Genomic DNA, 15338 nt, shown 5'->3' on the forward strand with positions numbered 1-15338 from the left:
CCGTCAGGCGTCGCGGTGGCCCAGCTCCTTCAGCAGCTGGGCCGCCGCCTCCATGCCGGAGGAGAACGCGGCCTCGTGCGAGCCGATCTGGTCGTGGTAGAGCTGCTTGGAGTGGAAGTACGAGCCCGCCAGCTTCACCCGGGTGCCCTCGTTCACCTGGTAGATGGTCTGCTGGAGCCGGCGCAGGTCGATGTCGATGACCGGGTGGGAGTACGGGAGTTCACGGATCACCAGCTCCTCGCGCAGCCCGCGCGGGTAGTCCAGGGTGACGAAGTAGTCGGTGGACGACTCGAAGCCGTGCAGCCGGTTCATGTAGTAGGCCACGTACGGGCGGCTGACGCCGTCCACCGCCACCTTGCCGTAGTTCCAGTTGTCCCAGCGGCTGCGGTCGGCCGGCATCGCCGAGGGGTCGGTGTGCAGCACCGCCAGCGAGGTGTTGTAGCGGATCTTCTCCAGGGTGCGGCGCTGGACGTCGTCGGGGTTGCTCAGCAGCTCCCGGGCGGTGTCGCCGTGGGTCGCCAGGATCACGTGGTCGAAGCGCTCGGCGGCACGCCCGGTGGCGATCGTGACGCCGTCCTCCTCCTGGCGGATGCCGGTGACCGGCTCGGCCAGCCGCAGCTCGGGACCGATCGCGGCGATCGCCTTGCGGACGTAGGAGATCGAACCGCCGCTGACCGTGCGCCAGTCCACGCCCTGGCCGCCGAGGCCGCCCTCGTCGTGGGCCATGAAGAAGGCGATCACGGTGGTGGCCGGCATCTCCCAGATCAGCTCGGCCGGCACCGACCAGACGGCGGTGCAGAGCAGGATCACGTAGCCGTGGCGGAACTCCTGGCTGTAGCCGCCCCGGTCCAGGTACTCGCCCAGCGGCATGTCGGTGCGCTTGCGCAGGAAGTCCTTGCGGCCCTCCCGGTGGAAGCGGTGCGCCTCGCGCCAGATGGTCTGGAACTCGGCGTCGTAACGGCTCGTCACCTCCTCCTCCGGCAGCGCCATCTCGGCGGTGCCGTACTGGAGCCCGCTGTCCAGGTCGAAGAAGTTGAAGCCGCCCGCGTGCTGGCGGGACTCCACGCCCAGCTCGGCGAAGAACTTGCTCAGGTTGGGGTAGCTGGGCTGGTTGAAGACCACGAAGGCGGTGTCGATGCCGAGGGTGCGGCCCTCGTCCTCCACCTCGATGGTGTTGGCGTGGCCGCCGGGGCGGCCCTCCGCCTCGAAGAGCGTGATCTCGGCGTGCTCGCGCAGCTTGTAGGCGGCGGACAGGCCGGCCACACCGGCTCCGACGACGGCGACACGGGGCTTGGACATCTCGGCGTTCCTCTTCTGCTGACTGACGACGGGCAGTGGGCTAGGGGGTGATCCAGGTCTGGTGCAGGCGGCCGGCCGTGCCGTCGGCGACGGCGGTGGCGAGCACGTACCCGGGGGCGGGGTGGAGCAGGTCGAACTTCCAGTCGGCGCCCGGTGGTTGGAGCGGGTCGTGGAGGCGGACGGGGGGCCGCCAGGGGGCACTGAGCGCGAAGCCGTCCAGCTCCCGGCGCAGGCCGGTGCCGATGGCCTTGAGGTAGGCCTCCTTGAGCACCCAGTACGCGGCCACCGCCTCGGCCCGGTGCGGGGCCTGCGCCAGCGCCGCCCGCTCGGCGGGGGCGAACCAGCGCGGCAGGTGGGTCACCGCGTCCGGCCGGGCCGGGGTGGGCTCCACGTCCACCCCGCAGGTGCGGCCCTCGGTGACCAGGCAGGCCACCAGGCCGTCGGTGTGCGAGAGGTTGAACCGCAGGCCGTGGCCGCCCGGCCCGGCCTCCGGCCGGCCGGAGGCGGCCACCTCGAACCGCCAGTCGGTCACCGGGCGCCCGTCCCGGGCACTCAGCGCGTACCGGGAGAGCACCCGGGCGCCCAGGTAGCGCCGCCGGGCCCCGTCGGTCCGCTGGCGCGCCATCTTCTCCCGCTCGGCCCTGGTCAGCAGGCCGGTGCCGCCGTGGAGTTCGGCGAAGCCCTCGACGGAGCGCTCGGGCAGCAGGTAGAGGTGGGCGTCGGCGGTGACGGCCGCCGTGGTCACGGCCTGGCCCGGTACGGGGCGGCCGGGCGCGGCTCGGCCGACTCGGTCAGTGCGCCCAGCCCGACCAGCCGCTTGAGCCACTCGTCCATGGACTGCCGGAAGCCGGTCCGGCAGGGCTCGCAGACCTTCAGGGTGTGGTCCAACTCGTCCTTGCCGAAGACCCCCTGGCAGCCGTGGCAGATGGCGGTGCGGGCGGCGGTCCGGGTCTCGGCGCGGGCGGGGGTCCGGGCTCCGGTGCGGCGGTCAGCTCTGGGCACGGTCGGCTCCGATCCGGTCGGCGAGCGGGAACTGCCAGTACGAGAACAGCCGGTTGCCACGGTGCAGCCGGCGCAGCACCCGCATCACCTCGTCCACCTCGACGGCTCCGGTGACCACCCGGTGCGGCTCGAACTCCCTGGCCAGTCGCTCCAGTTGGAGCAGCAGCAGGGCGCCGCTGGGCAGCGGGTCGTCCAGCGCGGCGTGCGAATGGACGAAGGTGTGCACCACGGCGGCGGTGGCGTGCAGGGTGGTGTACTGCTTGGCCAGGTCGAAGAGTTCGGCCGACTGGCCGTACTCCCGGCCCAGGCCCGCCCGCAGGCTGGTCGCCTCGGCGTACAGCCGGTCGGTCCGGCCCAGCAGCTCGCCGGCCAGCTCGGCGGCCCGCTCCAGCCAGCCCTGCTCCTCGCCCTTGGCCTCGGCGGCCAGCTCGCGCAGCCTGTCCAGCGCGGCCGGCGCACCGAGCAGCGCGTCGTCCTTGCCCCGGCTGAACAGCTCCTGGTCCCACGGCCGGTAGAGCGGCAGCTTGCGGTCGATGCCGTAGAGCACCGGCGTGCGCAGCTCGGCCTCGGACCGGGCCTGCGGGTCCTTGGTGGTGGCGAGCAGGCCGTCCAGCTGGAGGGCGATGTTCTTGAGGTTCACCACCGTGTTGCCGTCGGCGAAGATGGCCACCAGCAGGTCGCGGAGCATCTTCTGGTAGATGCCGTAGTGCGGGTGGGCGCGCAGGTAGAGCCGGGCTCCGAGCACGATGTTCAGCTGGGCCATCGAGCGCTCCAGCAGGGTCGGCACGAAGTACTTGGCGACGGAGGACCAGACGCTGGTCTGCTCCGGTACCAGCTGGAGGCTGCGCACCGCGCCCAGGCTGACCGCGTCGGCGATCAGCAGGTCGGCGAAGACCTCGGTCAACTGCCGCCGGGAGTACGGGATGTCGCTGACCTTCTTGCCGAAGATCTCGCGCTGCTCGGTGAAGTCCAGGGTCACCCGCAGTGCGGTGTCGACGGCGGCCAGCGCCATCGAGCCGATGGTGGTGCGGGCCACCTGGGCGCTCTTCAGCGCGATCTCCAGGCCCTGGCCCTCGTGCCCGAGCCGGGCCGAGTCCGGCACGAAGACGCCGTCCAGCCGCACGCCGCTCATGTCCAGGGCGCGCAGGCCGTGCAGCCGCTCGTTCGGCAGCTCGACCACCGAGCCGGCCGGGGTGTTGCGCTTCTCCACCAGGAAGATCGAGTAGCCGGCCGGGCCGCCCTTGGGGTCGGTCCGGGCGAAGACGCTCACCCCGTCGGCCACCGTGGCGTTGCCGATCAGCCACTTCTCGCCCGTGAGCAGGTAGCCGCCCTCGACCTTCTCGGCGCGCATCTCGTTGGCCAGCACGTCGCTGCCGTGGTGACGCTCCGACAGGCCCCAGGCCAGCTTGGTGCCCTGCTTCATCCGGTCCACGACGTACTGCTTCTGCTCCTCCGTCCCGGCGATCCAGGCGGGCATGAAGCTGAGGCTGGTGAGCATCAGCGCGGTGGCCGAGGTCGGGTCCCGGCGGGCGATCAGGCGCAGCAGGTTGAAGCCGACCTCGACGTCACCCGCCTTGCCGCCCTGGGCCGCCGGGATCACGTACTCGTGCACGCCCCAGCGCTGGAGCAGGTTGACGAAGGCGTAGGGGAACTCCTCCCGCTCGTCGTGGGCCAGGATCTGCTCGAACGGCATGCTGCTGTCGGGATCGTGCGGGTCGCCGAGCTGCTCTTCGAGCCGCGCGGCCAGCTCTGTCAGGTCTGCCTTCGGCACGGTGTTCGCTCCTGTGGATCGGCGGGAGGGTCAGGTGAGTCGGACGGGGGCGGCGGAGAACATCCGGTGGCGCCCGTGCAGGTCCCGGACGGTGGCGAGGGCAGGCACCAGCTCGGCCTCGCGGCGGCGGACGGGGGTGCCCTCGGCGCGCGAGAGCAGGTAGGCCAGCACCGCCGTGAGCCAGTCCGGGCGGCCGAGCACCTCGTTCTCCCGGTTCACCACCCACAGGTGCAGGCAGGCGGCGGCGGCGTGCAGCCAGGCGAACCGCTCGGCCAGGTCGACCAGTTCGTTGCCCTTCGGGTCGGCGGTGGCGACCTGGACGGCGAGGTCGGTGAGGTGCCGGTGGATCGGGCCGGTGTCCGGCAGGTTGGCCGTCACCACGTCGCGGCCCCGACTGTTCAGGTCCAGCCGGCCGAGCTCGAACGGCGGCAGCTCGGCGTCGAGGTCGAAGATTTCCCGGACCGCCCTCGGGTCGGCGTGGAAGGTGGTCAGGGCCTGGGTCAGCGCCGGCAGCTGGCCGGCGAAGGAGCGCAGGTTGGCCACCGTGGAGGTGTCCACCACCCGCACCAGGGCGGCGTCCCGCTGGAGCTTCTGGAAGATCCCGCCGCCCGGGCCCTCGGTGCGCAGCACCGACCGGGTGGCCAGCACGGTGGCGCAGCGCGCCATCACGTCCTCCACCGCCTCGGCCACCACGTGCTTGGCCGCGCAGCCCCAGACGCTGAACTGCTCCGGCACCACGTGGATGCCGCGGGCCGCCGCCAGCGCGACCGCGTCGGCGGCCAGCAGGGCGGCCGAGGCGATGGCCAACTCGCGCCGGGGGTACGGGGAGTCGATGAGCTGGGTACGGCCGATCCGGCGCTCGGTGGCGAAGTCGAGGGTGAGGCGCAGGGCGGTGTCGGCGCAGCCGAGGCTGCCGGCGGTGCTCATCAGCCGCACCACCTGCTGCGCCTTGACGGCGGCCTCCAGGGCCTCCCCCTGACGGCCCACCAGATCGGCCTCGGCCACCGGGTGCCCGTCGAACCGCAGGTGCGCGAAGTCGATCCCGCGCATCCCGCCCGTCGGCACCTCGGGCCCGCGCTCCACCCCGTCCAGGTCGGTGAGCACGGCTGAGAACGCTCCGGGCCCCCGCTCCCCGGTCCGGGCCACCACGTAGGCCGCCTCGCTCCGCTGCCCGAGCCCGACCATCCACTTCACCCCGTCGAGCCGCCACCCCGCCGGAGCCTCGGCCCCGGCATCCGGGGCAGCCCCGCCCGGCGGGCCCGCCGCAAACGACGGGGCATCAGCCGCGAGAGGGCCGCCGACGGCAGGACCGAGTACCGGCGAAGCGAGGCCACCGGCAACGGCACCCGCCGCAGGCGGCTCGGCGCTGCGCGCGGGCACAGGCGCAGCAGGGGAAGCCCCGCCCACCGAGCCCGCCACCGGCGACTGCACGCTCGGCGCAGAAGCAGCAGCGACCGAGGCCCCACCCGCCGGGCCCGCCGCAGACGACTGGGCATCAGCCGCGAGAGGAGCGCCGGAAGCAGCGCCTTCGGCGACGGCACTCGCCGTGTGCACGGGAGCGACGACACCCCCCGGGTAGCCCGCCGCAGGCGAGGCCGCAGCGCCGTCGGCGGCGCCCGCCGCAGGCGTGAGGCGGGCCTCGTTGGCCAGCAGGTCGCTGCCGTGGTCGGCCTCGGAGAGGGCGAAGGCGACCGAGCCGCCGCGGCGGAGGATCTCGGCGACCCGCTCCTGCTGGGCGGGCGAGCCGTGCAGCCGGACGCAGGTGGCGGCGGTGATGGAGAACATCGTGCTGGGCATCACGTTGAGGTCCCGCCGGGCGGCGGTCCGGACCAGGGTGAGGCTCCGGTCGAAGCTCTCGAAGGTGCCGCCGAGCGAGGCCGGCAGGTAGTTCAGGTGGAAGTCGTGCTTGCGCAGCACGTCGGCGAAGTCCGACGGGTACTCCCCCGCCTCGTCCCGCCGGACGGCCGCCGCCCAGCCGTACGGGTTCTCCGGGTCGGCCGGGTCGCCGAGTTCGCGGTCCAGCTCCTCGGGGGTCACCGCGGCACCGGCCGGTAGTCGCCCGCCGTGGCGGGGATCCGGACGCCGGCCGTGCGCAGCTGCGCGACCCGGGTGTGGAAGGCGGCGCCGTGCATCAGGTGGTGGGCCACGTCGGCCACCCGGCGGTTGCCGGGGGTCTTGAGGTAGCTGCCCGTCACCCAGTCGTTGAAGCTGCCCATCGCCGGGCCGCACCAGACCTGGTAGTCCAGCGTGCGGTCCGGGTCGCCGACCACCGACCACCGGGAGGACATCCCCAGGTACCAGCGGAACACCAGCGCCATCTTCCGCTTGGGGTTGCCCTCGGCCCGGGCCAGCTGCTCGGGGTCGCGCCGCCGGAAGTAGCCGACGCACTCCTCCCAGACGTCGGCCAGCGGACGGCGGAACACCTGGGTCTCCAGCCGGGCCCGCTCCTCGGCCGGCAGCGCCTCCAGGCCGTCGTACGCCTGGTACAGCTCGTAGAGCCGCTTGGCCCGCATCGGGAAGAGCGTGCCCTTCTTCAACACCTGGAGCTCCACGCCGAGTTCGAACATGTCGGCGGCGGGTGCCATCTCGCAGTCGGCGATCCCGGCCTCGGCCAGCATCGCCTTGGCGGCCTTGGAGGCGCCCGACTCCAGGCAGGACTGGTTGACCGAGCCGGTCACCACGTAGGCGGCGCCCATCGCGAAGGCGGCGGCCACCGCCGTCGGGGTGCCGAGGCCCCCGGCCGCACCGACCCGGATCTGGGCGGGGTAGCGGTGCTCGCGCTGGACGGTGTCCCGCAGCCGCAGGATGGACGGCAGCAGGGCGGGCAGCGGGCGGCGGTCGGTGTGGCCGCCGGAGTCGGCCTCCACCGTGATGTCGTCGGCCATCGGGACGTGGCGGGCCAGCTCGGCCTGCTCCGGGGTGATCAGACGCTGCGTCAGCAGGGTGCCGACCATGGCGGCCGGGGCGGGCCGCATGAAGCGCTCGGCGGTCTCGGTCCGGGAGATCTTGGCGATCAGCCGGTGCTCGGCCACCACCCGGCCGTCCGGGCCGCGCCGCAGCCCGGCCAGGCGCCAGCGGACCACGTGCGGGGTGAGCGCCATGAAGGCGGACGCCTCCACGCAGCGCACGCCGTGGCGGAGGAAGAGCTCGACCGCCTCGCGCTCCAGGCGCTCCTCGCTGGGGCTGTGGATCAGGTTGACCGCGAACGGCAGCCCGGGGATCTCGGTGGCGAAGCGGGTGAGCGCCTGCTCGATGGTCTCCGGCAGCAGGCCGGCCGCGCCGAACGAGGCCAGGTAGCCCTCCTTGGCCAGCGCGATCACCAGATCGGCGGAGGCGATCCCGCCGGCCATCGCGCCGGCCAGGTAGGGCTGGCGGACGCCGTGCGCGGCGCGGAACTCGGGCGAGCCCAGCCGGTCGGCGGGCAGCGGCGGGACGGCGGCCAGCAGCGGCAGGCCGCCTCCGGCTCCCCGGGCCGCCGGGTGGCCCTCGGCGACGGCGCCGATGCCGTCGGGGGTGCGGACGATGAAGCAGGGCCGGTCCAGTGCGGCCAGGGCCTGGTAGATGCCCGGCGAGTCGGTGGCGGGGTAACTCTCCCCGTACCAGCGGAGTGGTGTCTCCAGTGTGTCCATGGGTGGGGTCTGTCTCCTAGCGCGGCGGGGCGGGATGGGGGGCTGCCGGGCCGAGGACCGGGCTCGGCAGCCCCCGGTACTGGTGGGCCGTCAGACGGCGTCGGAGCGGACCTCGATGGCCACGTCGGTGAGCTCGTAGATCCGCAGGCCGGGCTTCCACAGCTCGGCGTCGGCGACCACGACCACACGGCCGGGCTCGCGGCGGATCTCCTTCACGTGCACGTCGAAGCTCAACTCCTTGTCGTGGCGCAGGATCTGGCCCCGGTACTTCCAGCTCATCGGCACGTCCACGGCCAGCCCGAAGCGCGGGTTCTCGATCCCCTCGGCCAGGCCCTGCTCCAGGGCGAACAGCCGCAGGCCCTGGAGGATCGCCTCCACCCCGAGCGAGCCGGGCATCACCGGATCGCGGTGGAAGTGGCAGTCGAAGTACCACTCGTCGGGGCGGACCTCGCGGTGGCCGTGCAGGTACCCGGCGCCGTGCTTGCCGCCGCCCTCGACCAGGTCGACCCGGTCCACCAGGGCGAAGTGCTCGCCCGGCAGGTGCAGCCGGCCGCCGGTCGGGTCGGTGAACGCCGGGGCGTCCGCCGGGAGTTCGATCCGCCGGACGTTCGCCGGCTTCGCCTGCTCGATCCACGGGGCGACGTACTGCCCCGCGTCCAGCCCGACCTGGTTGGCCAGCGCGGCGTCGCTGAAGTAGCCGAACAGCGACTCGCCGACGTAGAACACCTCGCCGTCGGCGGAGAGTTCGTAGCTGAAGTTCTGCAGCACCGCGCCGGACATCGCGCTGGTCATCAGCAGCTTGGAGTGGTGCCGGACGGTCTTGCCCCGCAGGTCCAGGTCCTTGACCAGGGTGGCCTTGCCGTCCAGGTTCCGGATCGCGTACTGCTCCTCGGGCCGCTTGAGGGTCGCCCCGAGGTAGTAGCCGAGCAGGATGGCGGCCTGGAGCGAGGTCTCCATGTAGACCGCGTTCGGCATGTGCGGGTGGGCGTTCTGGGTGTAGTACCAGGCGTCCGCCGGGGAGTCGTACTCGGTGACCATCTCCGAGCCGGGGTTGAGGTCCCCCCGGGTGCCGTCGAGCCGCATGATGCGGTCGACGAACTGGAAGTCCCCGTTGGGGATGTAGGGCGCCCGGCTGTTCGCGTAGACGTCGAACTCCGGGCCCATCGCGGTGCCCAGGTCGCCCTTGGCGGCGTGCGCCAGGTGCAGCTCGTTGATCATCGCGGGCTCGCCGCTGCGGTTGCGCCGGCCGAGGAAGACCGGCACGCCGCCCGCCTCCGGACGGTACGGGGCGCCGTCCTTCTCGCGGATCTGGATGCCGAAGTTGTGCATCCGGATCACCGGCTTGTCGCCCAGGTAGACCAGGATGTCGGCGATCACCGAGGGGCGCGGGAGCAGGGTCAGCTCCATCACCTCGATCTCGTACCGGATCTCGCTGTGCTGCGGGGTGATCTGGCCGCGCACCTGCACCTCGGTCTGCAGGCCGATGATGGTCTGGAAGCGCGCGTCCGGCAGCACCAGGTGCATGCCCTGGTGGAGCAGGTACGCCTGGAGCGCCTGCACCGCCCCCTCGGCCACCATGGAGCCGGCCAGCACCGGGTCGTCCGGGAAGTGGCACTCGAAGTACCAGGCGTCGGGCTGGAGTCGCTTGCTCGCGGTGAGCAGGCCCAGGCCGCGCGGGCCGCCGGTGCGGTCGATGTGCAGCTGGTCGATCATCCGCAGCCGGGCGTCCGGCAGCCGGAGCGCCGGGTTCATCCCCTCGTCCTGGGCGTGGTGCGGGCCGAACACCTCGCCGGGCTTCCCCTGGGCCAACAGCTCCAGGTCGGCGGCGGTCAGGTCGTTGTGCCCGGTGTCGGCCAACGGCTTGAACCAGGTCTTCTTCAGCGCCGCCCGCTCGGCCTTCTGCTTCTCGGTGATGACCACCCCGAGCGGGGTCTCCAGCTCCTGCTGGCTGAAGAAGCCGGCGCAGGCGTCCTTGAGTTCGAGGATCAACTCGCCGTCGGCGTAGCAGAGGTAGGAGAAGAAGAAGATCGTGGTCTCGCCCTGGGTGACGAACCGGTTGATCGAGATGTCGTAGCGCAGGGTCTGCCCGGTCTTCGGCAGGTCGCCGTGGAAGACCAGGGTGGAGTCCAGCAGGCGGTAGACCCGCTTGCCCTTGTTCTTGAAGTCGATGCCGAGGTAGCTGATCAGCAGCAGGTCGCACTGACCGGCCTCGATCGCCACGGCCGGCGGCACGCCGCCGTCCACCGCGTACCAGGCGTCCTCGGGCACGTCGTACTCGGTGCGGATGAAGGACGGCTGGTAGACGCCGGTCTCCGCCTTGAGGTCGGTGACCCGGGTGACGAAGTGGTAGGGCTCGGCGGGCAGCCGCACCCGCTTGCCGTAGGAGTCGATCTCGGCGAACTCGGCGCCGAACACCTTGGCCAGGCTGCCGGTGGCGAACTCCAGCAGATCGGCCTGGTCCCAGATCACCCCGGCCGGCTTGGCGGGGGCGAGCGGCTCGGGCCCGACCACGGAGGCCGCGGCGGGCAGCGCGGGCGGCTGCGGGACGGTGGTCTCGATCACCAGGGCGATCGGCTCGGGCGCCGGCAGCACCGGCAACTCCGGCCGGGTGACCGGTGCTTGGGCGAGCAGGGCCTCGGCCCGGCTCAGGGTGGACTCCTGGAGCACCCGCTGGGTCTCCATCACCACCGAGTGGGTGGCGAGCAGCTGCTCGCGCAGCTCGCGGACCAGCTGGCCGGCCGGGTTGTCCCCGGTCTGCGGGACGGTGGCCGGAGCCGGGGCCGACGAGTGCGCGGGCACGGCCACGGCCGCGGACTGCTGGGCGGCCTCCGGCTCGGCCCAGGGCAGGAAGGAGATCGGCTCGCCGTCGAAGGTGATGACCTCGGGATCGGCGACTGACGGATCGACAGGCATCGGGGGCTGGCCCTTCACGGGGACGGGACCGGACGGTCCGGAAGACGGCGGGACGGCGGCGGACGACCGTTCCGGCGAGGTGGGCTGCGCGGACGGGGCGGCGGCGCTCACGGCGGGCGGCCCCGGCAGGATCGCGACGGGCGCGGACGGCTGCGCGGATGCGGCCGCGCCACCGGCCGCACCGGCGAGGCCCGTTGATCTGGCCGGACCGGCCGGACCGGCCTGACCGGTCTCGACGGTCGGCACGGGCGAGAGCACCGGGGCGACCGAGGTGGCCGAGGCGGCCCGGGCCACCGAGGTGACCGGGGTGGCGGTACCGCCCGGCGCCGTCGCGGTGGCGGCCTCGGCCAGGCGGCTCCGGGCGGAGACTGCGGGCCGGGCGGTCGAGGTACCGGCACCCGCCCCGACGCCCGCACGGGCCGCCGCGGCGAGCGGCGCTCCGGCCACGATGCCGACGCCCGCGAAGGCGGCCGGCTGCGCCGTGACCCCGCTCAGCACGGGCGCCGCCGCAGCGGCCACCGCCGCCGGGATGGACGGGCCGCCGCCGACCGGGAAGCGCAGCCGCCTGCCCGCCGGGGCCGGCAGCTCGCCGAGCAGCGCGGTCAGGTCGAGCGGTACGCCGTGCGCCAGCAGCCGGGCCGCCAGCTGGGCGATCGACCTGGTGGCGGGCACCCCGCGCCGGTCGACCGAGACCGCCACGTGCGGGTCGGCGCCGAGCGACTCCTTCACCCAGCGGGTGCAGGTGGAGCTGGGCCCGACCTCGACGAAGTAGCGGAAGCCCTGGTCGTACGCGGTCCGGGTGAGCTTCGGGAAGTCGATGGTGGAGCGCAGGGTGTGCGCGATCCGCTCGGCCACCGTCCGCCGGTCCAGGTCACCGACCGTGGCGTAGTCGTAGGCGGTGAACAGGCTCAACCCGCCGACCGGGCCCACCGGGTGGTCGTTGAGCTCGGCGAGGCCGCCCAACTCCCCGTCCACCACCGGGCAGTGCATCACCGAGTTGACCGGCGAGCGGGCCGAGGGGCAGCCCAGCTCGGCGATCAGCGCCTTGCACTGGTCGGGTGCCCCGGCGATCACCACCTCGTTCGGGGTGTTCACATGGGTCAGGTACACCCGGTCGTAGGAGGCCATCGCCGCCCGGACGGCGTCCGCGCCGGCCAGCAGCACGTGGCTGCCCCAGACCGCCGAGTCCGGTGCGTCCTCCGGCAGTTGCCAGAGCTCGCGGACCGTCCGGCGGGGGCCGCAGAGCCGGTCCTTGAAGAGCGGGGTGGCGCTGATCCGGTCGTCCCGCCGGGCCTCCCGCTGCCAGCCGCCGGTGGCGAACAGCATGCTGCTCTCCCCCAGGCTGTAGCCGAAGGCGCCGTGCGCCTCGACCCCGAGCAGCTCGCGGACCAGGTCGGTGTAGAGGATCGCGAAGCTGGTGCCGGTGGCCAGCATGAACGGCAGGTCGCCGCCCAGCTGCTCCTCCAGGCCCATCAACTCCCGCTTGCCCAGCGGCTGCTGGGAGCGCGGGTGGAGCAGCGCGGAGCGGAACGCCCGGTCCGGCTGCTCGGCCTCCGCCTCGAAGCGGGTGAGCAGGCCGGGGAAGGCGCGGAACAGGTCGCGGCCCAGCCCCGGGTAGGAGTTGAAGGCGCCCGGGTAGACCAGCGCGACCTTCCCGTCCGGCCCGATCGGCCGCGCGGTGGCGTAGCTGCCGGCCGGGGTGGCCCACTCCTCGCCGCGCTCGAACACGCCGGGCAGGTCCCGCCGGGCGGCGGTGAGCTGCCCGGCCAGGGCGTCCGCGTCGGCGCCGACCAGCACCGCACGCACCGTCAGCTCCGGGGTGAGCCGCCCACTGGCGGCCACCGCCAGCGCGTACGGGTCGGCGTCGGCCGAGAGCAGGTCGAGGTGGCGGTCCAGCTCGGCCAGCAGCCCGGCCTCGTCCGTCGCGCCCAGGGCCAGCAGCACCGGGCCGCCGGCCCGCCGCCAGTCCCGCTCGACGCTCGCGCCCCGGGTCTGCCCGGCGGAGAGCACCAGGTGCCCGTGAGCACCGCCGGCGCCGAGGAAGCTGACCGCCGCGTACCGGCGGGCCGAGCGCTCGGCCCGCAGCCACGGCCGGGACTCGCCGGGCAGGTGGAAGCCGGCCGCCGCGAAGGTCTCGGCGTGCCGCTCGGCCGGGCCGCGCCAGTTCGGCACCGCCGGCAGGTAGCCGTGGTGCAGGGCCAGCACGGCGCGCAGCAGCCCGGCCATGGTGGCCGCGCCCTGGGTGTCGCCGAGCTGCGCCTTGCCGCTGCCGAGCGCGGGCTCGCAGGCCCCCGCCGGGTAGACGGCGGCCAGTGCGGTCAGCTCGGCGGTGTCCTGCTCCGGCGTGCCGCCCGCGTGCGCCTCCAGGTAGCCGATCTCGGCCGGGCCGACGCCGGCCAGCGCCAGCGCCTCCCGGGCCGTCTCGGCGAACAGCGCCGGATCGGCCTCCGGCAGCGCCCCGGCGACCGGGACGGCGTGCCGCACCACGGCGGAGTCCAGCCGGGCGTAGACCGGCCGGTCGCTGCCGGGCCGGGTGACCACCACGGCCCCGGCGCCCTCGCCGATCCGCCAACCCTCGCTGCCCGCACCGAAGCTGAGGCCGGCTCCGGCCACCGGGGCGTCGCCGCGCAGCAGCAGCGACTCCGGCGAGCCGGCCAGGTCGACGGCGCCGACCAGCACCGCCTCGATCTCCGGGTCGAGCAGCAGCAGCCGGGCGATGTCCAGTGCCTCGGCGGTGCCCGCACCGTCGGAGGAGATGGTGAAGGACGGGCCGGTCAGGTTCCACAGGGCGGAGATCCGGCTGGCCATGATGTTGCCGATGTAGCTGAGCACCTCGTTCGCCACGATCGGCTGGTGCACGCCGTCCCGGGCCGCCTCGGCCAGCTGCTCGGCCTGCCGGTCCGTCAGCTCCAGCCCGGCCGCCGCGTACGCCTCGCGCAGCCGGCCGGCCAGGCCGTGCCGGGCCAGGTGCAGGTGGGCGCTGGGCTCGATCTCCATCGCCACCACCACCGCCACCCGGCGCGGGGCGGGGACCGACTGGCCCTCGGCCGGGGTGCGGGCGAAGCCCGCGTCGGCCAGTGCCTCGTCGGCCACCTTGGCCATCAGGGCGTGCTGGAGGTTGTAGTTGCGCAGGTCGGCGGGCGGGATGCGGTAGTCCACCGGGTCGATGGCGACCTGGTCGACGAAGCCGCCCTCCGGCACCGAGCCGGACTCCATGCCGCGCCAGCGCAGTTCGGGCAGCGGGCGGAAGGCGTCGGTGCCCTCGTGCAGGGCCCGCTCGAACGCGGTCACCGTCTCCAGGGTGCCGAAGTGCGCACCGAGGCCGACGATGTCCAGCGCGGGCGCCTCGACGGCCTCCGCCGGCGCCTCCTGGTCGGCCGAACCGGACAGCACCACATGGGCGTTGGTACCGCCGAAGCCGAACGCGGAGACCGCCGCCCGGCGCGGGCCCTCGTGCTCGGGCCAGGCCGTCCGCTCGCGCACCAGGGCGGCGCCGATGGTGGCGTCCACCGGGGCCTGGACCCCGATGGTGGGCGGGAGTTCGCCGTGCTGCATGGCCAGGATGACCTTGAGCAGACTGCTCAGCCCGGCCACCGTGAGCAGGTGCCCGATGTTGCCCTTGACCGAGCCGAGCAGCGGCACCCGGCCGTGGCCGCCGAACCAGCGGGCCACCGACTCGGCCTCGGTGGAGTCACCGGCCGGGGTGCCGGTGGCGTGGCACTCCAGGTAGTCGATCGCGGTCGGCTCGACCCCGGCCTCGGCGTAGGCGTGCCGGTAACTGCTGTGCTGCCCGGCCGCGTTGGGCAGCAGCAGGTGACGGCCCGCGCCGTCGTTGGTGAGCCCGATGCCGTCGATCACGGCGTGGATCCGGTCGCCGTCGCGCTGGGCGTCGGCGAGCCGCTTGACCGCCACCATGCCGGCCCCCTGGCCGGTCAGGATGCCGGCCGAGGCGGCGTCGAAGGGCTGGCTGAAGCCGTTCTCCGGGTAGGCGTGCAGATCGGAGAAGGAGAGGTGGATCAGGGTCGGGTCGGGGGCGCAGACGCCGCCCGCCAGCACCAGATCGGCCTGCCCGGCTGCGAGTTGGTCGCAGGCCAGCTTCAGCGCGTAGAGCGCGGAGGAGCAGGCGGCGTCCAGCGCGAAGCGCGGGCCGCCGAGGCCGAGGGCCGTCCCGGCCACCCGGGCCGGGGCGCCGCTGACCCGGGCGTCGGCGGGCTCGGCGGCGGCCGGCTCGGGCAGCGTGAGGCCGGGCAGGCCCGCCTCCCGCAGACCGGCCAGCACCGCACGGTCCACCAGCGGCAGGCTGATCCGGGCCGAACCGGGCGTCGGGAACGAGTAGTTGCCCATGATCAGGCCGGTCCGGGCCAGCACCTCGGGCCGGTCGGCGGCCCCACTGTCACGCAGCGCCTCGCGGGCCACGTGCAGGGTCCAGTGGAAGACCCGGTCCAGACCGGCCAACCGGTCGGCGTCCAGCAGGTAGCCGGTGGGGTCGAAGTCGAAACCGGAGACGAAGCCGCCCCGGCTGCAGTAGATGCGGTGGGCCGGGTCCTCGTCGCGGGGGTCGGCCGCCGGGCCGAACACCTCCGCACCGCCCTCCCGGCGGCTGTCCACGCCCGCGCTCAGGTTCTGCCAGAACTCGGCGGGCGTCGCCGCGCCGGGGAAGAGGCAGGAGAGGCCGACAATGGCGTACTTGCTCATGGAAGCTGCGGTCCTTTCCGGAGCTGAGA

General features: G+C 73.9%; 7 protein-coding genes. All 7 read right to left on the reverse strand.

The genetic code is table 11. The features are described 5' to 3' along the window. Positions 1 to 3: 3 nt before the first annotated feature. Positions 4 to 1299, reverse strand: coding sequence for an NAD(P)/FAD-dependent oxidoreductase (locus ACIRBX_RS19775; RefSeq protein WP_402298315.1), 1296 nt, complete (start codon positions 1297 to 1299; stop codon positions 4 to 6). A gap of 40 nt (positions 1300 to 1339) precedes the next feature. Further along, complete coding sequence (locus ACIRBX_RS19780; RefSeq protein WP_402298316.1) at positions 1340 to 2044, reverse strand: 4'-phosphopantetheinyl transferase family protein; 705 nt, start codon at positions 2042 to 2044, stop codon at positions 1340 to 1342. After that, a complete protein-coding gene (locus ACIRBX_RS19785) occupies positions 2041 to 2301 on the reverse strand; it encodes a hypothetical protein (RefSeq protein ID WP_402298317.1) in 261 nt (86 codons plus the stop codon). Before ACIRBX_RS19785 ends, ACIRBX_RS19780 begins: the two co-directional genes overlap by 4 nt. Continuing rightward, positions 2288 to 4072, reverse strand: a complete 1785-nt coding sequence (locus ACIRBX_RS19790) for an acyl-CoA dehydrogenase family protein (protein ID WP_402298318.1) — start codon at positions 4070 to 4072, stop codon at positions 2288 to 2290. Before ACIRBX_RS19790 ends, ACIRBX_RS19785 begins: the two co-directional genes overlap by 14 nt. A 30-nt stretch (positions 4073 to 4102) precedes the next feature. Continuing rightward, a complete protein-coding gene (locus tag ACIRBX_RS19795; RefSeq protein ID WP_402298319.1) occupies positions 4103 to 6109 on the reverse strand; it encodes an acyl-CoA dehydrogenase family protein in 2007 nt (668 codons plus the stop codon). Beyond that, complete coding sequence (locus ACIRBX_RS19800) at positions 6106 to 7701, reverse strand: PfaD family polyunsaturated fatty acid/polyketide biosynthesis protein (protein ID WP_402298320.1); 1596 nt, start codon at positions 7699 to 7701, stop codon at positions 6106 to 6108. Before ACIRBX_RS19800 ends, ACIRBX_RS19795 begins: the two co-directional genes overlap by 4 nt. A 90-nt stretch (positions 7702 to 7791) precedes the next feature. Beyond that, a complete protein-coding gene (locus ACIRBX_RS19805; protein ID WP_402298321.1) occupies positions 7792 to 15309 on the reverse strand; it encodes a beta-ketoacyl synthase N-terminal-like domain-containing protein in 7518 nt (2505 codons plus the stop codon). Between the last annotated feature and the right edge of the window lie 29 nt (positions 15310 to 15338).

The sequence above is a fragment of the Kitasatospora sp. NPDC096147 genome (assembly GCF_044763225.1).
Taxonomy (GTDB): Bacteria; Actinomycetota; Actinomycetes; order Streptomycetales; family Streptomycetaceae; genus Kitasatospora.

Bases quoted from the DNA above. Each gene is read 5' to 3' on its own strand.
- ACIRBX_RS19800 (WP_402298320.1), bottom strand. From the start codon at position 7,701: ATGGACACACTGGAGACACCACTCCGCTGGTACGGGGAGAGTTACCCC.
- ACIRBX_RS19805 (WP_402298321.1), bottom strand. From the start codon at position 15,309: ATGAGCAAGTACGCCATTGTCGGCCTCTCCTGCCTCTTCCCCGGCGCG.
- ACIRBX_RS19775 (WP_402298315.1), bottom strand. From the start codon at position 1,299: ATGTCCAAGCCCCGTGTCGCCGTCGTCGGAGCCGGTGTGGCCGGCCTG.